At 58.4% G+C, this 18945-nt stretch carries 14 protein-coding genes; 1 reads left to right on the forward strand and 13 read right to left on the reverse strand.

Going from position 1 to position 18945, the window contains the following annotated elements:
* Positions 1-11: 11 nt before the first annotated feature.
* From B9Z44_RS10270 to B9Z44_RS10290, 5 genes are all read right to left on the reverse strand, one after another.
* Entirely contained in the window at positions 12-434 is a 423-nt protein-coding gene (locus B9Z44_RS10270; protein WP_108402378.1) for an ExbD/TolR family protein, read from the reverse strand.
* A gap of 2 nt (positions 435-436) precedes the next feature.
* Positions 437-859 carry an ExbD/TolR family protein gene (locus B9Z44_RS10275; protein WP_108359286.1) on the reverse strand — a complete coding sequence of 141 codons (423 nt, stop codon included), beginning with the start codon at positions 857-859 and terminating at the stop codon, positions 437-439.
* A gap of 3 nt (positions 860-862) precedes the next feature.
* Positions 863-1600, reverse strand: a complete 738-nt coding sequence (locus tag B9Z44_RS10280; RefSeq protein WP_108359285.1) for a MotA/TolQ/ExbB proton channel family protein — start codon at positions 1598-1600, stop codon at positions 863-865.
* 27 nt (positions 1601-1627) lie between these two features.
* Positions 1628-2260 (reverse strand): energy transducer TonB, encoded by a 633-nt coding sequence (locus B9Z44_RS10285; protein ID WP_233246893.1) that lies wholly within the window; start codon positions 2258-2260, stop codon positions 1628-1630.
* Between the two features lie 81 nt (positions 2261-2341).
* Positions 2342-2668: a bactofilin family protein gene (locus B9Z44_RS10290; protein WP_108359284.1), complete on the reverse strand. Its 327-nt coding sequence runs from the start codon at positions 2666-2668 to the stop codon at positions 2342-2344.
* Between the two features lie 144 nt (positions 2669-2812).
* Here B9Z44_RS10290 and B9Z44_RS10295 point away from each other — a divergent pair, with 144 nt between their 5' ends.
* Positions 2813-3439, forward strand: a complete 627-nt coding sequence (locus B9Z44_RS10295; RefSeq protein WP_108402379.1) for a ParA family protein — start codon at positions 2813-2815, stop codon at positions 3437-3439.
* Positions 3440-3457: 18 nt separating this feature from the next.
* Here the strand turns inward: B9Z44_RS10295 and B9Z44_RS10300 are convergent, their stop codons facing one another.
* The 8 genes from B9Z44_RS10300 to recC form a co-directional block, all read right to left on the reverse strand.
* The gene (locus B9Z44_RS10300) at positions 3458-3799 is read right to left on the reverse strand and encodes a flagellar protein FlaG (RefSeq protein WP_108359282.1); all 342 of its coding nucleotides are present in this window, start codon (positions 3797-3799) and stop codon (positions 3458-3460) included.
* A 124-nt stretch (positions 3800-3923) separates the two neighbouring features.
* Positions 3924-5888, reverse strand: coding sequence for an acetate--CoA ligase (gene acs / locus B9Z44_RS10305; protein ID WP_108402380.1), 1965 nt, complete (start codon positions 5886-5888; stop codon positions 3924-3926).
* Positions 5889-6024: 136 nt separating this feature from the next.
* Positions 6025-7455 carry an EH signature domain-containing protein gene (locus tag B9Z44_RS10310; protein ID WP_108402381.1) on the reverse strand — a complete coding sequence of 477 codons (1431 nt, stop codon included), beginning with the start codon at positions 7453-7455 and terminating at the stop codon, positions 6025-6027.
* Between the two features lie 15 nt (positions 7456-7470).
* A complete protein-coding gene (locus B9Z44_RS10315; protein WP_108402382.1) occupies positions 7471-8223 on the reverse strand; it encodes an OmpA/MotB family protein in 753 nt (250 codons plus the stop codon).
* A gap of 17 nt (positions 8224-8240) precedes the next feature.
* Positions 8241-9794 (reverse strand): methyl-accepting chemotaxis protein, encoded by a 1554-nt coding sequence (locus tag B9Z44_RS10320; protein WP_108402383.1) that lies wholly within the window; start codon positions 9792-9794, stop codon positions 8241-8243.
* A 24-nt stretch (positions 9795-9818) separates the two neighbouring features.
* Positions 9819-11630, reverse strand: a complete 1812-nt coding sequence (recD, locus tag B9Z44_RS10325; RefSeq protein ID WP_108402384.1) for an exodeoxyribonuclease V subunit alpha — start codon at positions 11628-11630, stop codon at positions 9819-9821.
* Positions 11627-15229 carry an exodeoxyribonuclease V subunit beta gene (recB, locus tag B9Z44_RS10330; protein WP_108402385.1) on the reverse strand — a complete coding sequence of 1201 codons (3603 nt, stop codon included), beginning with the start codon at positions 15227-15229 and terminating at the stop codon, positions 11627-11629. The genes recD and recB overlap by 4 nt, the downstream gene beginning before the upstream one ends.
* A complete protein-coding gene (recC, locus tag B9Z44_RS10335) occupies positions 15226-18846 on the reverse strand; it encodes an exodeoxyribonuclease V subunit gamma (protein WP_108402386.1) in 3621 nt (1206 codons plus the stop codon). The genes recB and recC overlap by 4 nt, the downstream gene beginning before the upstream one ends.
* Positions 18847-18945 lie beyond the last annotated feature (99 nt).

Below are 18945 nucleotides of genomic sequence, written 5' to 3' on the forward strand. Positions count from 1 at the left end.
ATTACCCGAATTTAGGGCGCGGCAAATTGCTTCGTGCCCACAATCCCAATCTTGGTCAGGCCCTGACGTTGGGCGCTGGCCAACACACCGGCCACCGCTTCGTACTTGGCTTTGCCTTGTGCTTTGATGTGCAGCTCAGGTTGTGGCTCTTGGGCTTTGGCCTCTAACAGCAGTATGTCGAGTGCCGCGCGGTCGGCCAAGGGTTTGCCGTTCCAGTTGACCACGCTGCGTGCGTCCACCTCGATGCGAACCACATTCGGTTTCTTGGTTTGTGGTGTGGCGCTTTGAGGCATGTCGAGGTTGACCGAATGCTGCTGCACGGGAATGGTGATGATGAGCATGATGAGCAACACCAACATCACGTCGATCAACGGCGTGGTGTTGATGTCCATCATCACTTCGGGCTCGTCTGGGGTTTGCAGATTCATCGCCATGCTTATTTCCCCTGCGGGTCTGTGACAAAACGGACTTTCGTCAAACCCGCCACTTGCGCGGCATACAGCACGCGGCCCACGGCTTCAAAGTCAGTTTTGGCATCACCGCGAATTTGCACTTCGGGCTGCGGTGTTTTCTCGGCAAAGGTTTGCAGCTGCTTGATGAGGTCTGCGTTGCTACGCACGGGCGCGTCATACAAATAGGCTTGGCCCTGCGCGTTGACCGACAGAATGATGTTGTCGGGCTTGGTCTCGCGCGGTTGTTGCACCTCGTGCGGCAGCTCTACTTTCACCGACGTGGTCACCACCGGAATGGTGATGAGAAAGATGATGAGCAGCACCAACATCACGTCCACCAAAGGCGTGGTGTTGATGGTGGTCAACAGTTCATCGTCGCCCTCGCTGGGGCCTAGGTGCATGGCCATGATTTACTTATTCGCTGAACCCAAGAGGACTGCATGCAAGTCAGCGCCAAAGGCATGCACTTCTTCCATCGCCACTTTGTTGCGTCGCACCAACCAGTTGTAGCCCAACACCGCAGGCACAGCCACGGCCAAACCAATGGCCGTCATGATGAGCGACTCGCCCACAGGGCCCGCCACTTTGTCGATGCTGGCTTGGCCCGACATGCCAATCTTCACCAGCGCGTTGTAAATGCCCCAGACCGTGCCGAACAAACCGACGAAGGGGGCGGTCGAACCCACGGTGGCCAACACAGCCAAGCCATCTTGCATGCGGCTTTGCACGTTGTTCATGGCGCGTTGGATGCTCATGGTCACCCAGTCGTTGAAGTTGATGTTGCCCAACAAGCCGGTGTGCTTGCCTGCGCTCTCCAACCCTTTTTCAGCAATGAAGCGGAAAGGGCTGTCTGCTTCTAAGCCGTCGGTGCCTTGGCGTACATCGCCTGCATGCCAGAAGTTGTCTTGCGCCGTTTGGGCATAGCGCATGACGCGGTTTTGCTCAGCCAGTTTGGTGAAGATGACATACCAACTGCCCATGCTCATGATGACCAAAATCAGCAGCGTGGCTTTGGCCACCACATCGCCTTGTGCCCACAGGGCGGACAAGCCATAAGGGTTCTCAACCACGTCTTCGGCCAAAGCGCTGGCGCTGAACGCCAGCGTGGTCAGTGCCGCAGCGGTGCGTGTGAAGGTGTGTTGAAACATCGGTTTTTCCTTTGGTGTGTGAGGCACTTATTCCAAGCGCCATGTGTATTTGATGCTGGCCCAGCTTTGCTCAGGCTTGCCATCCACTGTGCCTGGGCGGAACTGGCATTTAGACAGGGCGTTGCGCGCAGCTTCATCCAAGCGGTTGAAGCCGGATGTTTTTTCAATGTCGGCTTGAATGACCTTGCCATCCACACCAATCAAAAACTTCAGCGTCACGGTGCCTTCTTCTTCCATGCGGCGCGAGGCGCTGGGGTAGTCGGGCTTGGCGCAGTGCGCGCCTGGCTGAATAACAGCACCCGTGCGAATGGCTGGCGCTGCGGGGGCAGCTGCAGGTGGTGTCGCGGTTTGGGTGATGGCCGGTGCGGTGCTGGTGGGCGCAGGGGGCGGCGGTGCTGGTGTTTTGGGGGGCGGCGTTTTAGGCGCAGGCGCGGGTGGGGGCGGTGCCTCTGACATCAACACGGCTTCGACCGTGTTCTCGGTCATGCGTACGACTTTGCGAGCCAATCCTGACGAGATCGCCCACAACAGCAACAGATGCAGTAACACCACCAGCGTGATGCCAGTCAGATGCTTGCGTGGGGAGCGCTGACGTGCAGCGTAGGGCGACGTTGCGATGTGTGCGCCAGATACTGCGTGTGAAGAAGACGGGTGAGACAAACGAGGATGCTCTGAAAGTTTCACTCATTTTAGGTGGGCTGCATGTCACGCTGTATGCAGCCCCTATAAAGCAAGGTGGTTTTACACCTGCTTCATGCTGCCTTTGATCTTGCCGCCGCGTTCGATTTCGATTTCGCCATAAGTCACATCACCTGTGATCTTGCCGCTAGAGCGCACGATCAACACATTTTTGCTAGAGATCGACTCGTTCAATTCGCCTTTGACGTCAATGAAGTCGGCTTCGGTGGTGCCAGTGACCACGCCCGCTGCGCCAATCAACACGTCTTTGGCTACCAAGTCGCCTTCCACGGTGCCAGAAATGATGGCTTGGTTGGGGGCGTTGATGGAGCCTTTGAACACCACACCGGCGCCAATAAAAATGCTCTTGTCTTTTGTGCCTTCGCTCATGGGGTGCTCTTTCGAAAAATAAGTTTTAGCAAGTTTAGACGTTTATTGTCATTTTTCGCAAATGAATACACTTTACGGTGTACGCTTTGTGGCGTATTTGACGCACCTTTTGATTCCAGCCATTTCTCTTAATCCCATACGCCTATGAAAGTTGTTGTCGTTGCCAACCCCAAAGGCGGTGCTGGCAAATCCACGTTGTCTACCAATATTGCGGGTTACTTTGCATCGCAAGGCCATCAGGTCATGCTGGGCGATGCCGACACGCAGCAATCGTCGAAGTTTTGGCTCAGTCAACGGCCTGAGACATTGCCACGCATTTCGACGTGGGAATACCAGCCCGACTTGGTGCTCACCGCCAAACCGCCACGCGGCACCACGCATGTGGTGATTGATACCCCGGGCGGCATCAGCGGTTGGCGTTTGCAAGAGGTGATTGAACGTGCTGACAAAGTCATCGTGCCGGTGATGCCCAGCGTGTTTGACATGCAAGCCACGAATGAGTTTTTGTTGCAGTTGGTGCAAATCACAGAAAAGCTGCCCACCCGAGTCGCGGTGGTGGGCAACCGCGTGGACACACGCACCATTTCTGCCGCCAACTTGCGCAAGTTCATCGAGTCCTTGCAAGTGCCCGTGTTGAGCTATTTGCGTGACACCCAATACTATTTACACATGGCGGCGCACGGCTTGTCGATGTTTGACATCACGCCTTCTAAAGTTCAAAAAGATTTGGAGCAGTGGGTGCCAATTTGCCACTGGCTCGATCAGGACTGATCGCCCGCCTAAGGTCGCTTAGGCGGCGTTATCGACGTAGCGGCCTTTGAAGCCATGCGCACTGAATGTCATGGCTTTGAACCCATGGAAGTCAAGTTGGCGGATGGGCTCGCCCGATGGCTGGTTGACCACTTTCACCGACAAGGTGCTGGATGATTTGTCGAAAGAGTAATTGAGCTGGCTCTTGTCCTGCGCTTGCGCTTGGCGCTGCACCCGAACTTCTTTGTCGGCTTGCATCTCTGCCACAGGGTCTGCTTTTTTAGCCTGAACCTCCGCTTGCTGCGCCTTGGACACACCAGGCTTCACGGGCGCGGCAGCGACCGTGGCAGATGTGTGGGCGGAGGGCGTGACGGTATTCACAGCAGAGCTTTAAGTGGATTGTTTGTAATTTTAAGTTACTGAATTTGTAATTAAAACCACAAAAACCCTCGTTCTCAATGAAAAAACCCGCCGAATGGGCGGGTTTCCGGAGCTTTTTGGCTGATCAGTGGTTATCTGTCAGCTGATCCAAGATCGCTGGGTTTTCCAGTGTCGAGGTGTCTTGCGTGATCGCCTCGTTCTTGGCCAAGCTGCGCAGCAAGCGGCGCATGATCTTGCCAGAGCGAGTCTTAGGCAAGTTGTCACCGAAGCGGATGTCTTTGGGCTTGGCGATGGGGCCAATTTCTTTGCCCACGTGGTCGCGCAAGATTTTGGCAATCGCTTTGGCTTCGTCGCCTGTAGGGCGTGAACGCTTCAACACCACGAACGCGCAGATGGCTTCGCCGGTGGTGTCGTCAGGACGACCCACCACAGCGGCTTCGGCCACCAACTCGGTGCAGCTCACCAAGGCCGATTCGATTTCCATCGTGCCCATGCGGTGGCCCGACACGTTCAACACGTCGTCGATACGGCCCGTGATGGTGAAGTAGCCAGTCTTTTCGTCACGGATCGCGCCGTCGCCAGCCAAGTAGTACTTGCCCTTGAACTCTTCGGGGTAGTAGCTCTTGATGAAACGCTCGGGGTCATTCCAGATGGTGCGAATCATCGAAGGCCATGGGCGCTTGACCACCAAAATACCGCCTTGGCCGTTGGGCATGTCGTGACCTGCTTCGTCCACCACGGCTGCTTGGATGCCAGGGAAGGGCAAGGTGCAAGAGCCAGGAACCATCGGCGTCACGCCTGGCAGAGGGGTGATCATGTGACCACCGGTTTCTGTTTGCCAGAAGGTGTCCACGATGGGGCAACGGCTGCCACCCACGTGCTTGTAGTACCACTCCCATGCGGCTGGGTTGATCGGCTCGCCGACCGAGCCCAACAAACGCAGGCTAGACAAGTCGTAGCTCTTTGGGTGCACAGCATCGTTGGCTTCAGCCGCTTTGATGAGTGAACGGATGGCGGTTGGCGCGGTGTAGAAGATCGAGACTTTGTGGTCTTGGATCATCTTCCAGAAGCGGCCAGCGTCTGGGTAAGTGGGCACGCCTTCAAACACGATTTCAGTGCCGCCCAAAGCCAAGGGGCCGTAAGTGATGTAAGTGTGGCCTGTGACCCAACCGATGTCGGCGGTACACCAGAACACGTCGTTGTCTTTCAAGTCAAACGTCCACTTGGTGGTCAGGGCTGCGTGCAGCAAATAGCCGCCGGTGCTGTGTTGCACGCCTTTTGGCTTGCCGGTCGAGCCCGATGTGTAGAGCAAGAACAGGGGATGCTCAGCACCCACCCACTCGGGTTCGCAGGTGGTGGCTTGTTTGTCAGCCAGGTCAGCCATCCATTGGTCGCGGCCAGCTGTCATGGCGATGTCGCCACCGGTGCGGTTGACCACCAACACGTTCTTCACAGAGTCGCAGCCGCCCAAGGTGAGGGCTTCGTCGACGATGGCTTTCAGGGGCAGGTGCTTGCCACCGCGCACTTGTTGGTCAGCGGTGATGATGGCCACGGCGCCTGTGTCTTCCACGCGGTCACGCAGCGATTGGGCAGAGAAGCCGCCGAACACCACCGAGTGTGTCGCGCCGATACGGGCACACGCTTGCATCGCGGCCACGCCTTCGATCGACATGGAGATGTAGATCATCACGCGGTCGCCTTTTTTCACGCCGACTGATTTCAGGGCGTTGGCGTATTGGCAAGTCTTGGCCAGCAATTGGCTGTAAGTGGCTTTGGTCACTTCGCCGCCGTCGGCTTCGAAGATGATGGCGGTCTTGTCGCCTAGGCCTTTTTCGATGTTGCGGTCCAAGCAGTTGTAAGAGGCGTTCAAGGTGCCGTCTTCGAACCATTTGAAGAAGGGGGCGTTGCTCTCGTCGAGGACTTTGGTGAAAGGCGTTTTCCAGCTCAGCAATTCACGTGCTTGCTCGGCCCAAAAGCCTTCGTAATCTGTTTCTGCTTTTTTGCACAGGGCTTCGTAGGCGGCCATGCCGGATACGTTGGCTTGTTTAACGAACTCAGCTGATGGCTGGTGAATGGTGATGTCGCTCATGAACCGGTCTCCTCTTATATGACGGTATCTGTCAAAACCCCGTGACTGTGAGCTGGGGCTCTTACAAGGGTCTGACTTTTTTGGTGCATACAAACCCTTGGGTTGAGTTTGATCAAATTAGTAGGATTTGATGACTTTAGTCGGAGGCATCCGTAGGCATCAAATCGCTGAGCGGCAGCTGGATGCCCAAGTGCTGTGCAATGAAGTGCCGCGCGGTGTCTTGCCAGCCGCCCAGCTTGGACTCGTAGTGCACCAGGCCTGGGTCGTCTAGCTGGCCATCGTTGAAGTCCAGTGTGGTGGGAAAACGCAGCTGAAAGAGTTCGTATTCGTTTTGGTACAGCTTGGGTGCTTGCTTGGCGTTGTGTGCAATCGCACGCAAGCGGCCTTGGTGGCTCCAGTCGCAAAACAAGATGTTGCCCATGCGCAGCATCAGCACACATTGGTTGGGTGCGATCTTGCCCAAAATCTTGGCGTAGCTCAGCTCTCCTGTGGGGTCGATTTTTTGCAACTCTGTCACCGCTTGTTCGCCCAAGGCAATCCACGCTTCCAAGATGTGGCCCGCATGGAAATACGCTTCCCAAAAACGACGGCGGTAGGGGCCAATGTCGTCTTCGGTGTGGCGCAAGATTTCAAAGAACGCATCCATGGTGCGGCTGGTCAACCAGCGGCTGGCCGTCTCCATGGCTTCACGGCGTACGCCTAGCCAACCCGCGTGGTTGTGGCGTGGGTCGCCCAAGGTGCGCAGCAACTCGGACAGCAGCGCGTTCTTGATGTCCTGCCGCGGATTGCGCTCAAACCAAGGCGAGAGCAGGCTGTAGGCAAACTCGTCGCGGCACAGCGGGTAACGCAGGCGCTGCGTGGGCTTGCCAATGTCGTGCATGGCCCATTCGCACATGCGCTTCACATAGCCGATGGAACTTCGAATTTCTTCGGGCGCTTGCAAGGCTTCTAAAAACGCTTGCTTGCAAAAGTTGTTCAGCCAAAAGCCTTGGGTCAGCGCATGGCGCTCTTGCCATTGCGCCAGTGTTTTGTCGGCAGGCATGCCCAAAATGTCATTGGCTACATGCACCGGACCGTTGATGGGATCGAGTACATCGAGGGTGGTGATGAGTCGCTCTAGGCCATTGGCTTCGGTCTCCGAGAGCGAGGCCAACACGCGTGGGTCTAAAAAGAAGTCGCGTGCGGTGTGGGCCAGCTTCAAGAACACCGGGTTCTCTGGGTTGAAGCCTTGCAAATAGGTGTGCAGCAAACCACGGCCCCACTTGAGCGGGCGGCGTGAGGCCAGCGCCTCGGGCACGGCCACCTCAAAGTAGCGGTTGGTCAGTGGCGTGTGGGTGTGCAGGCCGCGATCGGCGGCTAGCCACAGTGCGTAGGGAATGTGTCGCCAATCGCGTTGGCGCGGTGCGGTGCTGGTGGGTGCAAACGCCACGCGCTCAAACGCGCTGTAGGTGCGCTCGCCCACGGTGCGCAAGTCTGGGTCTTTGCCAAAGCCGCCGCCGCGCTTGGTGCGCGCAGCATGGGCCAGCTGGTCAAAGTCTTGCGGCAGGGGGGCGAAGAACTCGTGCATCTTTTTGGCGGTCGCTTAGCGCACCGTCTCTTGCATCTTCTTCAAGGTGCTGCTCGGGCCTTTGGTCGCACCGATGTCGGTGGGCTGAAACGCCAACACAAAGCGCAGCTCCACACGGCGGTTTTGTGTGTCGTTGTCTTTGCTGCTGGGGCGTTCGTCGGCGTACGAGCTGATGCCAAACACGGGCTGTTCGCGTTCGTTGCGGTAGCTTTGCATGCCTTCTGAGCCCAGCACTTTGTACACCGCGCGCGCACGGTCCAGGCCCAAATGCCAGTTGTTGTAATCGCCGCGGTGCAGAGGCACCGAGTCGGTGTGGCCTTCAATCAGGATGGTTTCAATCTCCACCTGTTGCGGGTTGGGCGGGCAGTCGTCTGGCAGACGGCGGCGTTGTGAATAGATGTAGCAAGGCAGCACTTGTTGCAGTTGCTCGGCCGATTGACGCAGCGTGCGCACGCCCAAGCCTTCCAGCTCGGCGCTGCCGCGTGCAAACAAGGTGTCAGCAGGCAAGCTGATGACGCCCGACACTTGGTTGATCGTCACCGGTACACCCGCGTTTTGCAGCTTGGTGCCAATGGTGTGCACCACCGTGGCCAGTGGGTCGGCGGGGGGCTCGGGCGGTTGCTCGGGCTTGCGTGAGAGCAGCACCATCACCATCACGATGAAGATGAACAGCAGGCCAATCATCAAGTCACTGGCCGAAGCCATGTAACCCGACTCTTCCACCTGCTCGTGGGTGGCAGCGGTGTTGCGGCGTGTTTTGATGAACATGATCTAGGCGCGCTGCTTTATGCCTTGGGTGGCAACGCGTCGATGAACTCGTCCAACACTTCTTCCAGGTTGGTGATGCTGCCGCTGAGTTGGTTCACCGCGCTGGCCAAGTGTTGGTCCATCTTGGTGTGCAGGTCTGAGATTTGCGTGCTGTAGCCGGACACACCTTTGGTGAGTGCGTCCACGGTGCCGGTGAGTGCTTTTTGTGCGTCTTGCAAGTGCGTGCGCACATGGCCCAGTGCTTCTTCTGCAGACACCGCGCTGGTCTTGAGTGTGTCCACGGTTTGGCCAAGGGCTTGGTTCATTGGCACCAAAGCTTCTTTGAAGTCGTTGGCCGCTGCACGTTGCAGGTTCACCGAGCTTTCAATCGAGCTGGCGCTGTCTTTGAACTTGTCGGCGACTTGGTCAATCTTGTCGACCGTGCCTTGCAAACCCATCATCGCGCCTTGCACGCTGGCAATGGTTTGGCCAAAGCTACTGAGCAAGGTTTCCATCTGCTGTGTGCCTTGGTTGCCCGCGGTGGCGGCGCGACCCATGGCTGCATCTAAGTCGGTCACGGTGGCTCGGGTGGTTTGAATGGTTTGCGCCAAAGTGCTCACGGCATCGCTGAATGAGGCTAGACCGTTTTCAATACCTTGCGTCATGGCTGCACCGGCTTTGCTCAGCTCGCCAGCAGCTTGACTACCCGCGCTGCCAAAGCTTTGGCTCGATGCTTGAATGGTGTCGGCCAATGTGCCGAGCTTGTCAAACGCGGGCTGCATGTTGCGCGAGAGGGCGTCGCCAATCGCGTTGGCAAAGTCGCCCTCGAAGCGGCGCAGTTGGCTCACCTGTGAACGGTTCTCGTCCAAGATGTCTTGGAACAAAGCCAGTTGCATGCGCACGCTGGCTTCGGCTGCGTTATCGGGCACTCGTGCGCGCAGCGTGTGGCACAGGGTGTCGATGCTGGACTGCAAGTTCTCCAGCGCCACTTTGGCGCGCCAGTTCCACACCAGCGAACACAACAAGCCCGCGATGGAGGTGATGAACTTACCGCCTGCGGTGGCAATGAGCGACTGCAACGCTTGGTCTTGTTGACGCGCCGACACATCCAGCGCATTGAGCGCCAAGCCCGCTTGTTGCAAAGCCACCGCCAAGAAGATGAAGGTGCACATCAAACCAAAGCCAATCAACAAATTGGGCATGGTCTCGAACAAGGCCAAGTTCATGCGGCCACCCAGCACGCTGCGCACCGTCCATGTGTCGGCGTGGCTGCGAAAGCTGTAACTGCCGTGACTGTTGTTGGGGCCTTGGCTTACACCGTGTTGCGAGGGCAGGTCAATCAGGCCCGCCTCGGTTTCGCGCAGTAAGAACTTCAGCTCGTTGTCGGTGGTTTTGGTTTCAGCCAAAGCCAGCGCTTCGCGGCTGCTGCCTTGGTGCGCGCCTAGGCGTGCATCGAGCCCCACCACTTCTGCACGCACTTGGCGAATGCGCGAAGCCCACACGCCGAAGCTGAGGAGCGAGAACACAAAAATCACGGCCGCAATGGCCAGTGGCACAGCCAGCTGTTCGAGTTGGACTAGGTATTGATTCATAGGCATGTCTCTATTGTGAACAAGTTAATCGCCCAAACCACCACTGCGCAACACGCGCCGCGCACAGCCATTCCACAGCACGCCCAGTTGCGGCGCCCACACGGTCAGGCGCTGGCGCGCACGGGTGAGGCCGGTGTACACCAGCTCGCGTGTGAGCACGGGCGACTCAAGTGCTGGAATCACCAGCAGCACATGCGTGAACTCCGAGCCCTGCGATTTGTGCACCGTCATGGCAAACACGGTTTCCACACTGTCGAGGCGCGAGGGCATGACCCAACGCACGCCACCATCTACGGCAGGGAAGGCCACACGCAACACACCGTCAGGCCCGGGCAGGCACAGACCAATGTCGCCATTCATCAGCTCTAGCGCGTAGTCGTTGCGCGTCACCATCACGGGGCGACCGGCATACCAAGCACTTTGGCCCAAGCCCAGTGCGAGCTCGACGTGTGCGTTGAGCTGCACCACGCCCAGCGGGCCTTCGCGCACCGCGCACAACACACAAAACTCGGTGAAGGCTTTGAGCAGCGCCGCTGCTTGTGCATCGCTGCACGGCGCTGTCTGAGTTGTTTTGCTGGGGCGGTGTGCGTCTAGCAAAGCCAGCCAGTTGCGCCAACCGTAGCGCAGGCCTACGGCCAGCTTGGGGTCGCTGGCGCTGGTCAGTTGCAGGCGGGTCACGTCGGGTTCTGCGGCATCACCCTCAATCGTTTGTTGCAAAGGCAACGTCGCCAGCCAATCGGGCGCGGCGTTCCACAGTGCTTTGAGCGCGGGCGTGTTGTCGGCCACATCCGCGTTCACGGTGCGTGCCCATTGGCCAATGCCACTCTTGGCGTCGAAGCGGTGGCTGTGAACGAGGGTGACGGTTTGGTGCTGCAACAAACTGCCCGTGCACAGCTGCGACATGACCGCACCAGCTTCCACCGAGGCCAGTTGGTCTTTGTCACCCAACAAAATCAAGCGTGCGGTGGGTGGCACAGCTTGCAGCAAGCGGGCCATCATCTCTAGGTCAATCATCGACGCTTCGTCGACCACCACCACATCGGTGGCCAGCTGGTGCAGCTGTGTGGCTTTGCTATTGGTTTGCAGTAAGCGGTGCAGTGTTTGCGCTTGGGTGGGAATGCGCGCTTGCACATCGGCAGGCATTTGGGTGAGTGCATTGCTGATGGATTCGGTCAAACGCGCTGCCGCTTTGCCCGTGGGCGCGGCGAGGTGAATTTGCAAATCGCGCGATGACGTGCCCACCAAGAGCGACAACAGCTTCACCACCGTGGTGGTCTTGCCTGTGCCAGGACCGCCAGTGATGAGCGTGATGCGGTTTTGTGCGGCCACCTCGCAGGCGAGGCGTTGCATGTCGGGCTCGCCATTGTTGGTGGGGGTGAACAACGCATCCAAGCGTTGCTGCAAATCGGCAGGCACGTCGCAGGGCAGTGCCAAACGCTGCGCGATGTTTTGACGAATGTTTTGCTCGGCCGTCCATGCGCGGCGTAAATACAAGCGCGCACCTTGGGTGTCTTCGGTCAGCACCAAGGGGCTGGCATCGCCCTGCGTCCAAGGTAGCGTGTTGGCGGCTTGGTGCAAGTCTGCGGGCAGGGTGGAGGTCTGTTCGTCATTCCAGCCCAGCAGTGCTGCGGCTTGGGTTTGTAAAGTGGCGAGGTCGAGACATGCATGGCCACGCCCCCATTGATGGCTAGTCAGTGCCGCCAGCCACAGGTGGCGTGGATCGTCGCTGGGTTGTTTGCTGTTGAGCAAGTTGGCCAAGGCCGTGTCTAAGCCGGTGAGTGGCGTTGCGTGCGCTTGCCCCCAAGGTTGCTTTAGTAAGTCTTTGAGGGTGGTCATGCAGTGCCTTTCTCAAACAAAGCATCCAAGGCCTCAATCAACGCCTGCGGTGGCCGCTGCAAATGCACGCCCGCACCTTCGGCGTGAATACCGCGCAAAAACATGTACACCGCACCACCCATGTGTTGGGCGTAGTCGTAGCCGGGCAGGCGCACTTTGAGCAAGCGGTGCAGGGCCAAGGTGTAGAGCACGTACTGCACTTCGTAGCGTTTGTGCAGCACGGCGTCTTGCAAGGTGGCGCTGTCGTAGCTGGGCAATTTGTTGGACTTGTAGTCCACCACCCAATAGCGACCATCGTGCTGCAGCACCAAGTCCATCGAGCCGGTGAGCATGCCTTGCATCACACGCGCTTGCAGCGCAGGACGGGGCGTGCCTTCAAACACATGGTTTTGAATGAGTTGGTCCAGCGCGGTGGCGCTGACGTGGCTCACTTCTAGGTTGAACTCCATCTCGGGCCACATGTGCTCGGTGCTCAGGTCGCACAGTGTCAAAGGTGCAGCGTTGAGTTCGTGCAAAGGCAGCGACGTTTGCACCACGGCTTGCAGCCAAGGTTCGAGTTGCGCGCGCGGTGCTTCGTCGAGTTGTAACCAACTGACTTTGCGTTCCAGCAAGTTGGCCCATGCTTGCTTGGCCCATTCGGGCGCTTGCGCGTTGGCCATGGGCCAATTGTTTTGTGACAGCCATTCCAGCAAGTCGTGCAGCAGCGTGCCGTAGCGCGCACCGGCGGGGAAGCTTTGCCATGCGCTGATGTTCTCGGGTTCTGGTGCAGGCGTGGTCACCGCGTAAGACTGGGCGTCCGAGGTCGCGTCTGTGATGGCATCCGCCACCGCTTCGTCGCGTTTCGATTCCGATACCAGTCCGCGCGTGATGGCGCTGAAGCTCGCGGTCCACCACAGGCTGTGGTGGGTGCGTATGGGTGTGAGCGCGTTTTGAGTAGCGGCTGATTCGCTGGGTGCTTGATAGACCACCTTGGCGTTATCAGGCAAAGTTTGAACGGTGATGTCTTCGCAGCTGCCCCACAAGGTATTGAGCTGAGTGCCCAAGTCGCCACGCGTTTGGCGCTTGAGAAGCTTGGCTGTGGCGCTTTGCTTGAGTGTGCCTTTGGTGGCGTCGCCGCTGATATCGCCATACGTTTCAGCCATGCCCAGCCACAGCGCACGCTGGGCGCGGGTGAGGGCTACGTACAACAAGCGCATGTCTTCTTCTACCGATGAAGGAGCTTCTTTGTCTGAGGTGTCTTCGTCGTCATCGGCATAGCTGGACTTGGCTGCTGTTTCAGTTTTGAAGCTTCCCGCAAATGGCACAAACACCAGCGGGTATTGCAAACCCTTGCTCTTGTGATACGTGATGACTTGCACGCACTGCGCATCGGTTTCGAGGCGCATCTTTTGTGCATCTGCGCTTTCTGTGGTCGAATGAATTTGCTCGCCCAAGAAACGCACCAAGGCGTGTTCGCCTTGCAAGCTTTGCGCCGCGTGTTGCAGCAGTTCGCCCAAGTGCAGCAGGTTGCTCAATCGGCGCTCGCCATCCATTTGTGCGAGCAGTCGTTGCGCCACACCTTGGCTGTGCATCCAGTGATGCAACATGGGCAGCACGCCTTGTTGTTGCCACATCAGATGCCATTGATGAAAACTGTCGAGCAAACTTTCCCACTGGGCTTCTTGGTCGGTGAGGTGCAGCACCTCATCAAGGTCTAAAGCCCACAAGCCGCTGCCAACGGCTGAGCGCACCCACGCGGTTTGGCGTGGTGACGCAGCGGCACGTAGCAAACGCCAAAGGTCTAGCGCCTCGGAGGATTTGTACACATTGCTGCGGTCCGACAAGTACACACTGGGTATGTGGCGCTCGCGCAGCGCTGCGCGTATGGCGTCGGCGTGTTGTTGGCCGCGTACCAACACCGCCATGTCACCCGGCTGTGCCACACCCTCGTTGAGCAGTTGCGCCATGTGATTGGCAAATGCCTCTGACATGCTTTGTACATACGTGCTGGCTTTGGTCGGCTTCTCGCCGCAGGGCATGTGCCACACCGTCATGGCTGGATTGGCTTTGCCATCGGCTTGTGTGAGTGGTTCAACACCACCCTCGGCACTCACGCGCACGAAATCAATGTGCGATGAAAACGGTATTTCGGTTTGAGTGAACACATGGTTCACCGCATTGACCAAACCATCGCTGGAGCGGCGATTGCCACTGAGTGTGTGCAGCGCGAGTGGGTTGTGTTCTAGCGCATCCTCACGCGCTTTCAGGTATGTGCCCAAGTCTGCGCCACGGAAGCTATAGATGGCTTGCTTGGGGTCGCCAATCATCACCAAGGTGTTGGCGTCAGTGCAGGCGTGTGTGTCGTAGATGCGGTTGAGCGTGCCGTACTGCCACGGGTCGGTGTCTTGAAACTCATCTACCAATGCCACGGGGTATTGCTGGCGAATGGCGGTGGCCAGTCGGCCGTCTTCGGCCATGATCGCGTGGTGCAGGTTTTGCAGCAGGTCTGAAAAATCAAATGCAGCGCGTTGCGCCTTGGCTTCTTTGTACGCCGTGCCGATCGTGTGTGCAGCGTGCAGCGCGATGTGCCTGTGTGTGTCGGGCTCTTCGTGCAGGTAGGTCACATACTCTTCAACCGCGGCAAAGAAAGCAAAGCCTGTGGCATCAGCCCAGCCCTTGTCGGTCAGCTCACTGGTGGCAAAGCGGGTGAGCCATTCGGTCTTGATGGGCGTGTTTTGCTCGGCCCATTCTTTCAGCGCATTTGACCAACGTGCCAAGTTGGGTGCAGTGATGCCTCGGCCTTTGATGGCTTTGCTGGCAATAGCTGCCTCTAAGGCTTGCCACACGCTGCCGCTCCAAAGGGTGCGTGCGTGCGTGGCTTTGGCTTCCAGTGCAGTTTGCCAAGCCAAGTGTTGCGCTACCCGTTGTGTTGGCGTGGTGTCAGGTGCCTCAATAGTTTTTGGCGCGCGTTCTTGATCGCGCCAAATGCCTTGTACCGTGGCCAACAAATCATCAGGTGCGTGGCCAATGAGTGGCGTGATGTGCTGCAGCGTGTCTGCGTTGAGTGGGTAAAACCATTCGCGCCAATAGTCTTGCACCAAGGTGCGTTGTAGGTCTTCGGCGTTGTCGAGGTGAGTTTGCTCAAATAGGTTTCGGCTGTCGAGGGCGTGCTGGCTCAACATGCGGCGCGACCACCCGTGGATGGTGTAGATGGCGGCATCGTCCATCCACTCAGCGGCGCAGTTGAGCTGCAAGGCGCAGCGTGGCCACAGCGATGGGTCAAAGCTGTTTCGCAAATTCACCAAGAACGGATCGGGCTTCAAGCCTTGCGGCAATGTGCGGTCTTGTGCACTGGCATCAAAGTAAGCCGCAGCTTGGCTCAGGCGTATGCGAATGCGGTCACGCAGTTCGGCGGTGGCGGCATCGGTGAAAGTCATCACCAAAATTTGCGGTGGCAACAAAGCGTCTTCGCGCAGATGGCCCAACACCAGGCGCACATACAAAGCAGCCAGCGTCCAAGTTTTGCCTGTGCCGGCGCTGGCCTCGATCACTTGTCGCCCGTGTAGCGGCAGGGTGAGTGCCTCTAGCGGTTGGGCTTGATGGTTTGGCTTTTGCGTCATGCGTCGGCCTCTTCAGTGATCTTCGTTGCACTCAGCAGTCTGGCGTTTTTGACCATTGCGCCGTACACGCGCTGGGCCATGTTGGGTAAGTCATTTTGCAAATCTGCAAAGCTATGGAACACACGTTGCAGTGTGGTGCTGCTTTCGTATTCGCCAGTGAGGTTGCGGTTGCCATCAAACACCACTTGTGCGGCTTGTAGGGCAATGTCTGTAGCGCTTTGCGCTTGATTATTTTTTTGCTCTTCGTCTTGATGTGCTGGCATGGCCATCACAAAGGCACACGCCGTTTTGCGTGCCACAGGCAGTGGCTTGTGCCACGCCTCTTGGTAAAGCGTGACCAAGTTTTGTAACTCTGCCAAGGCGTCTGACTGCGACAGCGCATCCAACTGCACCGCACCGTTGAGGCCAATTTGCACACTGGTGGTGGGTGTGCCACTGGCGCAAGCCACGAGGTGATTGAGCCACAGCGTGGTGAGTGTTTGCGCGCGTGGGTGCTTGGCTTTTTCTTTGCCTTCCAGCACCGAGCCGGGGCGCATCTCTACTTGCAGCCACGCGGATTGATCAGCGTTGCTTTTCCAAATTTGTTGGCCATTCGCCCATTCGGCGCTCAGGTTATGTGCGCCCAGTGCAAAGTGGCTGGACTGCACGGGTACATCCATGGGCCAATCTTTGACGATCTCGTCAAAGCGCTCTAGCAGCTCGTCGCGTTGTTGCAGCAGCATGTCTTGCTGCGCTTGACCAAAACCAGCCAAGGCCAACTCGCCACTCAAGCGAAGCACTTGCAGCGCATGTTCGGGGTCGGGCGCTTGCACGATGCTTTGTGTGAGTGTGTAGCTGTCGAGGTGGTCTAGCGCAAAGGGTTCTTCTTGTGCGCTTGCGGCTTCGGGTGTGTCTAGGTGCAAGCGCAAGCGGTCGCGCACAAACACATCCACGGGTTGTTTGAGCAAACGGTTGAGCTGCTTGAGCGTCAGCTCTGTGGGCGCTTGGTCTGCCGTTTCATTTTTAGTGCGCGGTGTTTTGCTGTTTGAGTTGCTTTGCGCTTGTTGCCAATCGGCTGCATAGGTTTGCACGCCTGTGCCTTGGCGAAAGTAGGCTTGCGAAAACGCTTGCAGCGGTTGCAACGGCGCATCGCACGCCACGTCACCATCACGCGTCCACACGGCGTTGAGGTAGTCCATCAGTTGCGCCACCAGCACTGACGGAGGTTTGATTTCGTGGTCGGTCGTGCGTCGGCCTTGCCAGCTGATGTAGAGCTTGTCGCGTGCCGACAGCAACGCTTCTAAAAACAAATAGCGGTCGTCTTCGCGGCGCGAGCGGTCGCCTGCGCGCCAGTGTGATTGGGTGCTGCCTGCGTGTGCTGCGTCGCTCATCAAATCAAAGTCGCGTGGGGTTTGGCTGCGTGGGTAGTCGCCATCGTTCATGCCCAGCAAGCACACGCACTTAAACGGGATGGAGCGCATGGGCATCAGCGTGGCGAACTGCACGCCACCGCCAAAGAAGCGGCGTTGCATGGCGGGTTGTTGCAGCTGGGCCATCCAGTGTTCGCGCACCACCACCAGTGGCAGTGGGCTGTCGAGGCGGGCCAGTTGGCATTCGGCCAGCCATGTTTCTAGCGGGGCCATCACGCGTTCGATCAGTCGCTCATCGGCTTCGTCGCTCGGTTTGAAGAACAAAGCCACCAGTTGCTGCAACACCGCCACCCATTCGGTAGGTGTGTGTTCTTGGCGCAGTTTGATCAACGCAATTTGTGTGTGGCGCAGCCATTGCAACAGACCATCGACCACGCGTGCGTCGAGGCCGCCCACGCCCGGCTGGGGCAAGGTGTCGCGCCAAGGTGTGGCCAATGTGTCGTGGGTGTTGTCGCTGTGCGCGGCATCGGTGCTGACTAAGCGGGATGTGCCCACGGCGTAGCCCAGCAGCAAACGCTCCACACCAAACAGCCAACTGTTTTGGTTGGCGTCGGCCATGTCGGGCGCAATGCCCCACGGCTTGCGGTGTGGTGCGTCTAGGCCCCAGCGTACGCCGGCGTCGGCCAGCCAAGTGTCGAGCTGGGCCACGTCGTGTTCTTCTAGGCCAAAGCGTTCGCGCACGGCGGCTACTTCAAACAGGCTTTGCCACTCCACGCGTGTCACGCGCAGTTGGGGCAGTTGCAGCAGGGTGTCGAGTGCTTGCACCAGTGGCTCGGTGCGCGGTGTGGTGTCGGCCACGGTGTAGGGCAGGTGGCGTGGGTCGTTGCTGGCAAAGCGGCCAAACACCGCATGGATGTGCGGCGCAAAGTTGGCCATGTCAGGGACCATCACCATGATGTCGGCAGGCTTGAGCGTGGGGTCGGCATCTAGCCACGCGAGCAGGCGGTCGTGCAGCACCTCGATCTCGCGCTGGGCCGAGTGCGTTTGCACAAAGCGCACGCTGGTGTCGTCTGCGGGCACGTCGGTTAAGTGGTCTGGCAGTGGCGCAAGGTTGAGCAGGGACGACTGCAAGTGCTCCAGCATCGTGGGCTCGCGGCCTTCGTGGGCGGCTGTGTCTGCGGGGTCGACAAACACATCCACGCGGTTGAACTGGCCTTTGTATTGGTCCACATCGTCAAAGCCATCGAGCAAGTGCAAGTAGTCGCGGCCATGTTTGCCCCATGCGGCCAGCAGGGGGTGCGTGTCGGTGTGCAGGGTGTATTGGTCGGCCTCGGACAGAGAGCCATCGTCTTGCGGCACAGGCAAACCGGCTTTGTGCGCTTGGCGTTGCTTGGAGAGTTTGGCCAATGGCACACGGCTTTCCACCACATGACCCCAGTAGTGCTGACAGGGGTTTTGAACCAGCATGAGCACTTGGCATACGCGGCCCAAAGCGGCCAGCGCTTGCACGGTTTGCATGGGCAGCGACGTCACGCCAAACACCATGATGCGATGCGGCACACGCACAGGGCGTTGGCCTTCGGGGAGAGTGGCCATCTTGGTCATAAACGCCTCGTGCACTTTGGCGCGTGAGCTGTAGCTGTGCTGTAGCTCTGCTTTGACTTCGGCGTCAGCCGCAAGGTCGTCCAGCAAATCGCGCCACAGTTCGGGCTGCCAGCTTTGTGCGGTGGGCAGGGGGGTAGCCATGCCTGCTTGGGTGCGCAATGTGTCTTTGTGATTGGCCCAGTCTTCTAGCCAATCGGCGCGGTAGTTTTGGTAGCCGTCCAGCACGTCGGCCAGCTGCGCGGCCAACTGATACGCACGGCGGTTCATGGGCGACGTGTCAGCCTCGGCTTGGCCTAGGTAGTTTTTCAGCGGCGCAAAGCTGGGCTTGGCCAACAAACTGGGGAGCAAACGCATGATGCGCCACACCAGTGGCGACTTGTCCAGCGGCATGTGCGCGGGCACGTTGCTTGGGCCCAGCACGGCGCGGTAAATCTGCCACAGCTTGGCAGACGGCAGCTCCACCTGCGTGGCCGCGCAAATGCCAAGGTCTTTGGCCAAGGCCAGCTCTAGCCAATGCTTCATGCCGTTGCTTTGCACCAGCAACACCTCGGGCGCAAGCACGGGCAGCGGGTGGTTGCGGATGAACTGCACCGCCAACTCGCGCAGGCCCTCTAGCTGGTTGCTATGAAGCACCATAAAACCGATGGCGTGGGGGCTAGACATGTGGGGCAGAACGGGCGAAAAAAGGGGCTAAATATTTGCGTAAGTCAGTGAGCATACTGGATGGCTGGGCGCAAACCATGAGCCTGCTAACCGTCTATA

The organism is Limnohabitans curvus (assembly GCF_003063475.1).
Taxonomy (GTDB): Bacteria; Pseudomonadota; Gammaproteobacteria; order Burkholderiales; family Burkholderiaceae_C; genus Limnohabitans; species Limnohabitans curvus.

What these genes read in the sequence shown, in the direction of transcription:
- B9Z44_RS10275 (WP_108359286.1), bottom strand. Translation starts at nt 859, where the DNA reads ATGGCCATGCACCTAGGCCCCAGCGAGGGCGACGATGAACTGTTGACC.
- B9Z44_RS10310 (WP_108402381.1), bottom strand. Translation starts at nt 7,455, where the DNA reads ATGCACGAGTTCTTCGCCCCCCTGCCGCAAGACTTTGACCAGCTGGCC.
- recD (WP_108402384.1), bottom strand. Translation starts at nt 11,630, where the DNA reads ATGACCACCCTCAAAGACTTACTAAAGCAACCTTGGGGGCAAGCGCAC.
- B9Z44_RS10295 (WP_108402379.1), top strand. Translation starts at nt 2,813, where the DNA reads ATGAAAGTTGTTGTCGTTGCCAACCCCAAAGGCGGTGCTGGCAAATCC.
- B9Z44_RS10290 (WP_108359284.1), bottom strand. Translation starts at nt 2,668, where the DNA reads ATGAGCGAAGGCACAAAAGACAAGAGCATTTTTATTGGCGCCGGTGTG.
- B9Z44_RS10280 (WP_108359285.1), bottom strand. Translation starts at nt 1,600, where the DNA reads ATGTTTCAACACACCTTCACACGCACCGCTGCGGCACTGACCACGCTG.
- B9Z44_RS10270 (WP_108402378.1), bottom strand. Translation starts at nt 434, where the DNA reads ATGGCGATGAATCTGCAAACCCCAGACGAGCCCGAAGTGATGATGGAC.
- recB (WP_108402385.1), bottom strand. Translation starts at nt 15,229, where the DNA reads ATGACGCAAAAGCCAAACCATCAAGCCCAACCGCTAGAGGCACTCACC.
- B9Z44_RS10320 (WP_108402383.1), bottom strand. Translation starts at nt 9,794, where the DNA reads ATGAATCAATACCTAGTCCAACTCGAACAGCTGGCTGTGCCACTGGCC.
- B9Z44_RS10315 (WP_108402382.1), bottom strand. Translation starts at nt 8,223, where the DNA reads ATGTTCATCAAAACACGCCGCAACACCGCTGCCACCCACGAGCAGGTG.
- recC (WP_108402386.1), bottom strand. Translation starts at nt 18,846, where the DNA reads ATGTCTAGCCCCCACGCCATCGGTTTTATGGTGCTTCATAGCAACCAG.
- acs (WP_108402380.1), bottom strand. Translation starts at nt 5,888, where the DNA reads ATGAGCGACATCACCATTCACCAGCCATCAGCTGAGTTCGTTAAACAA.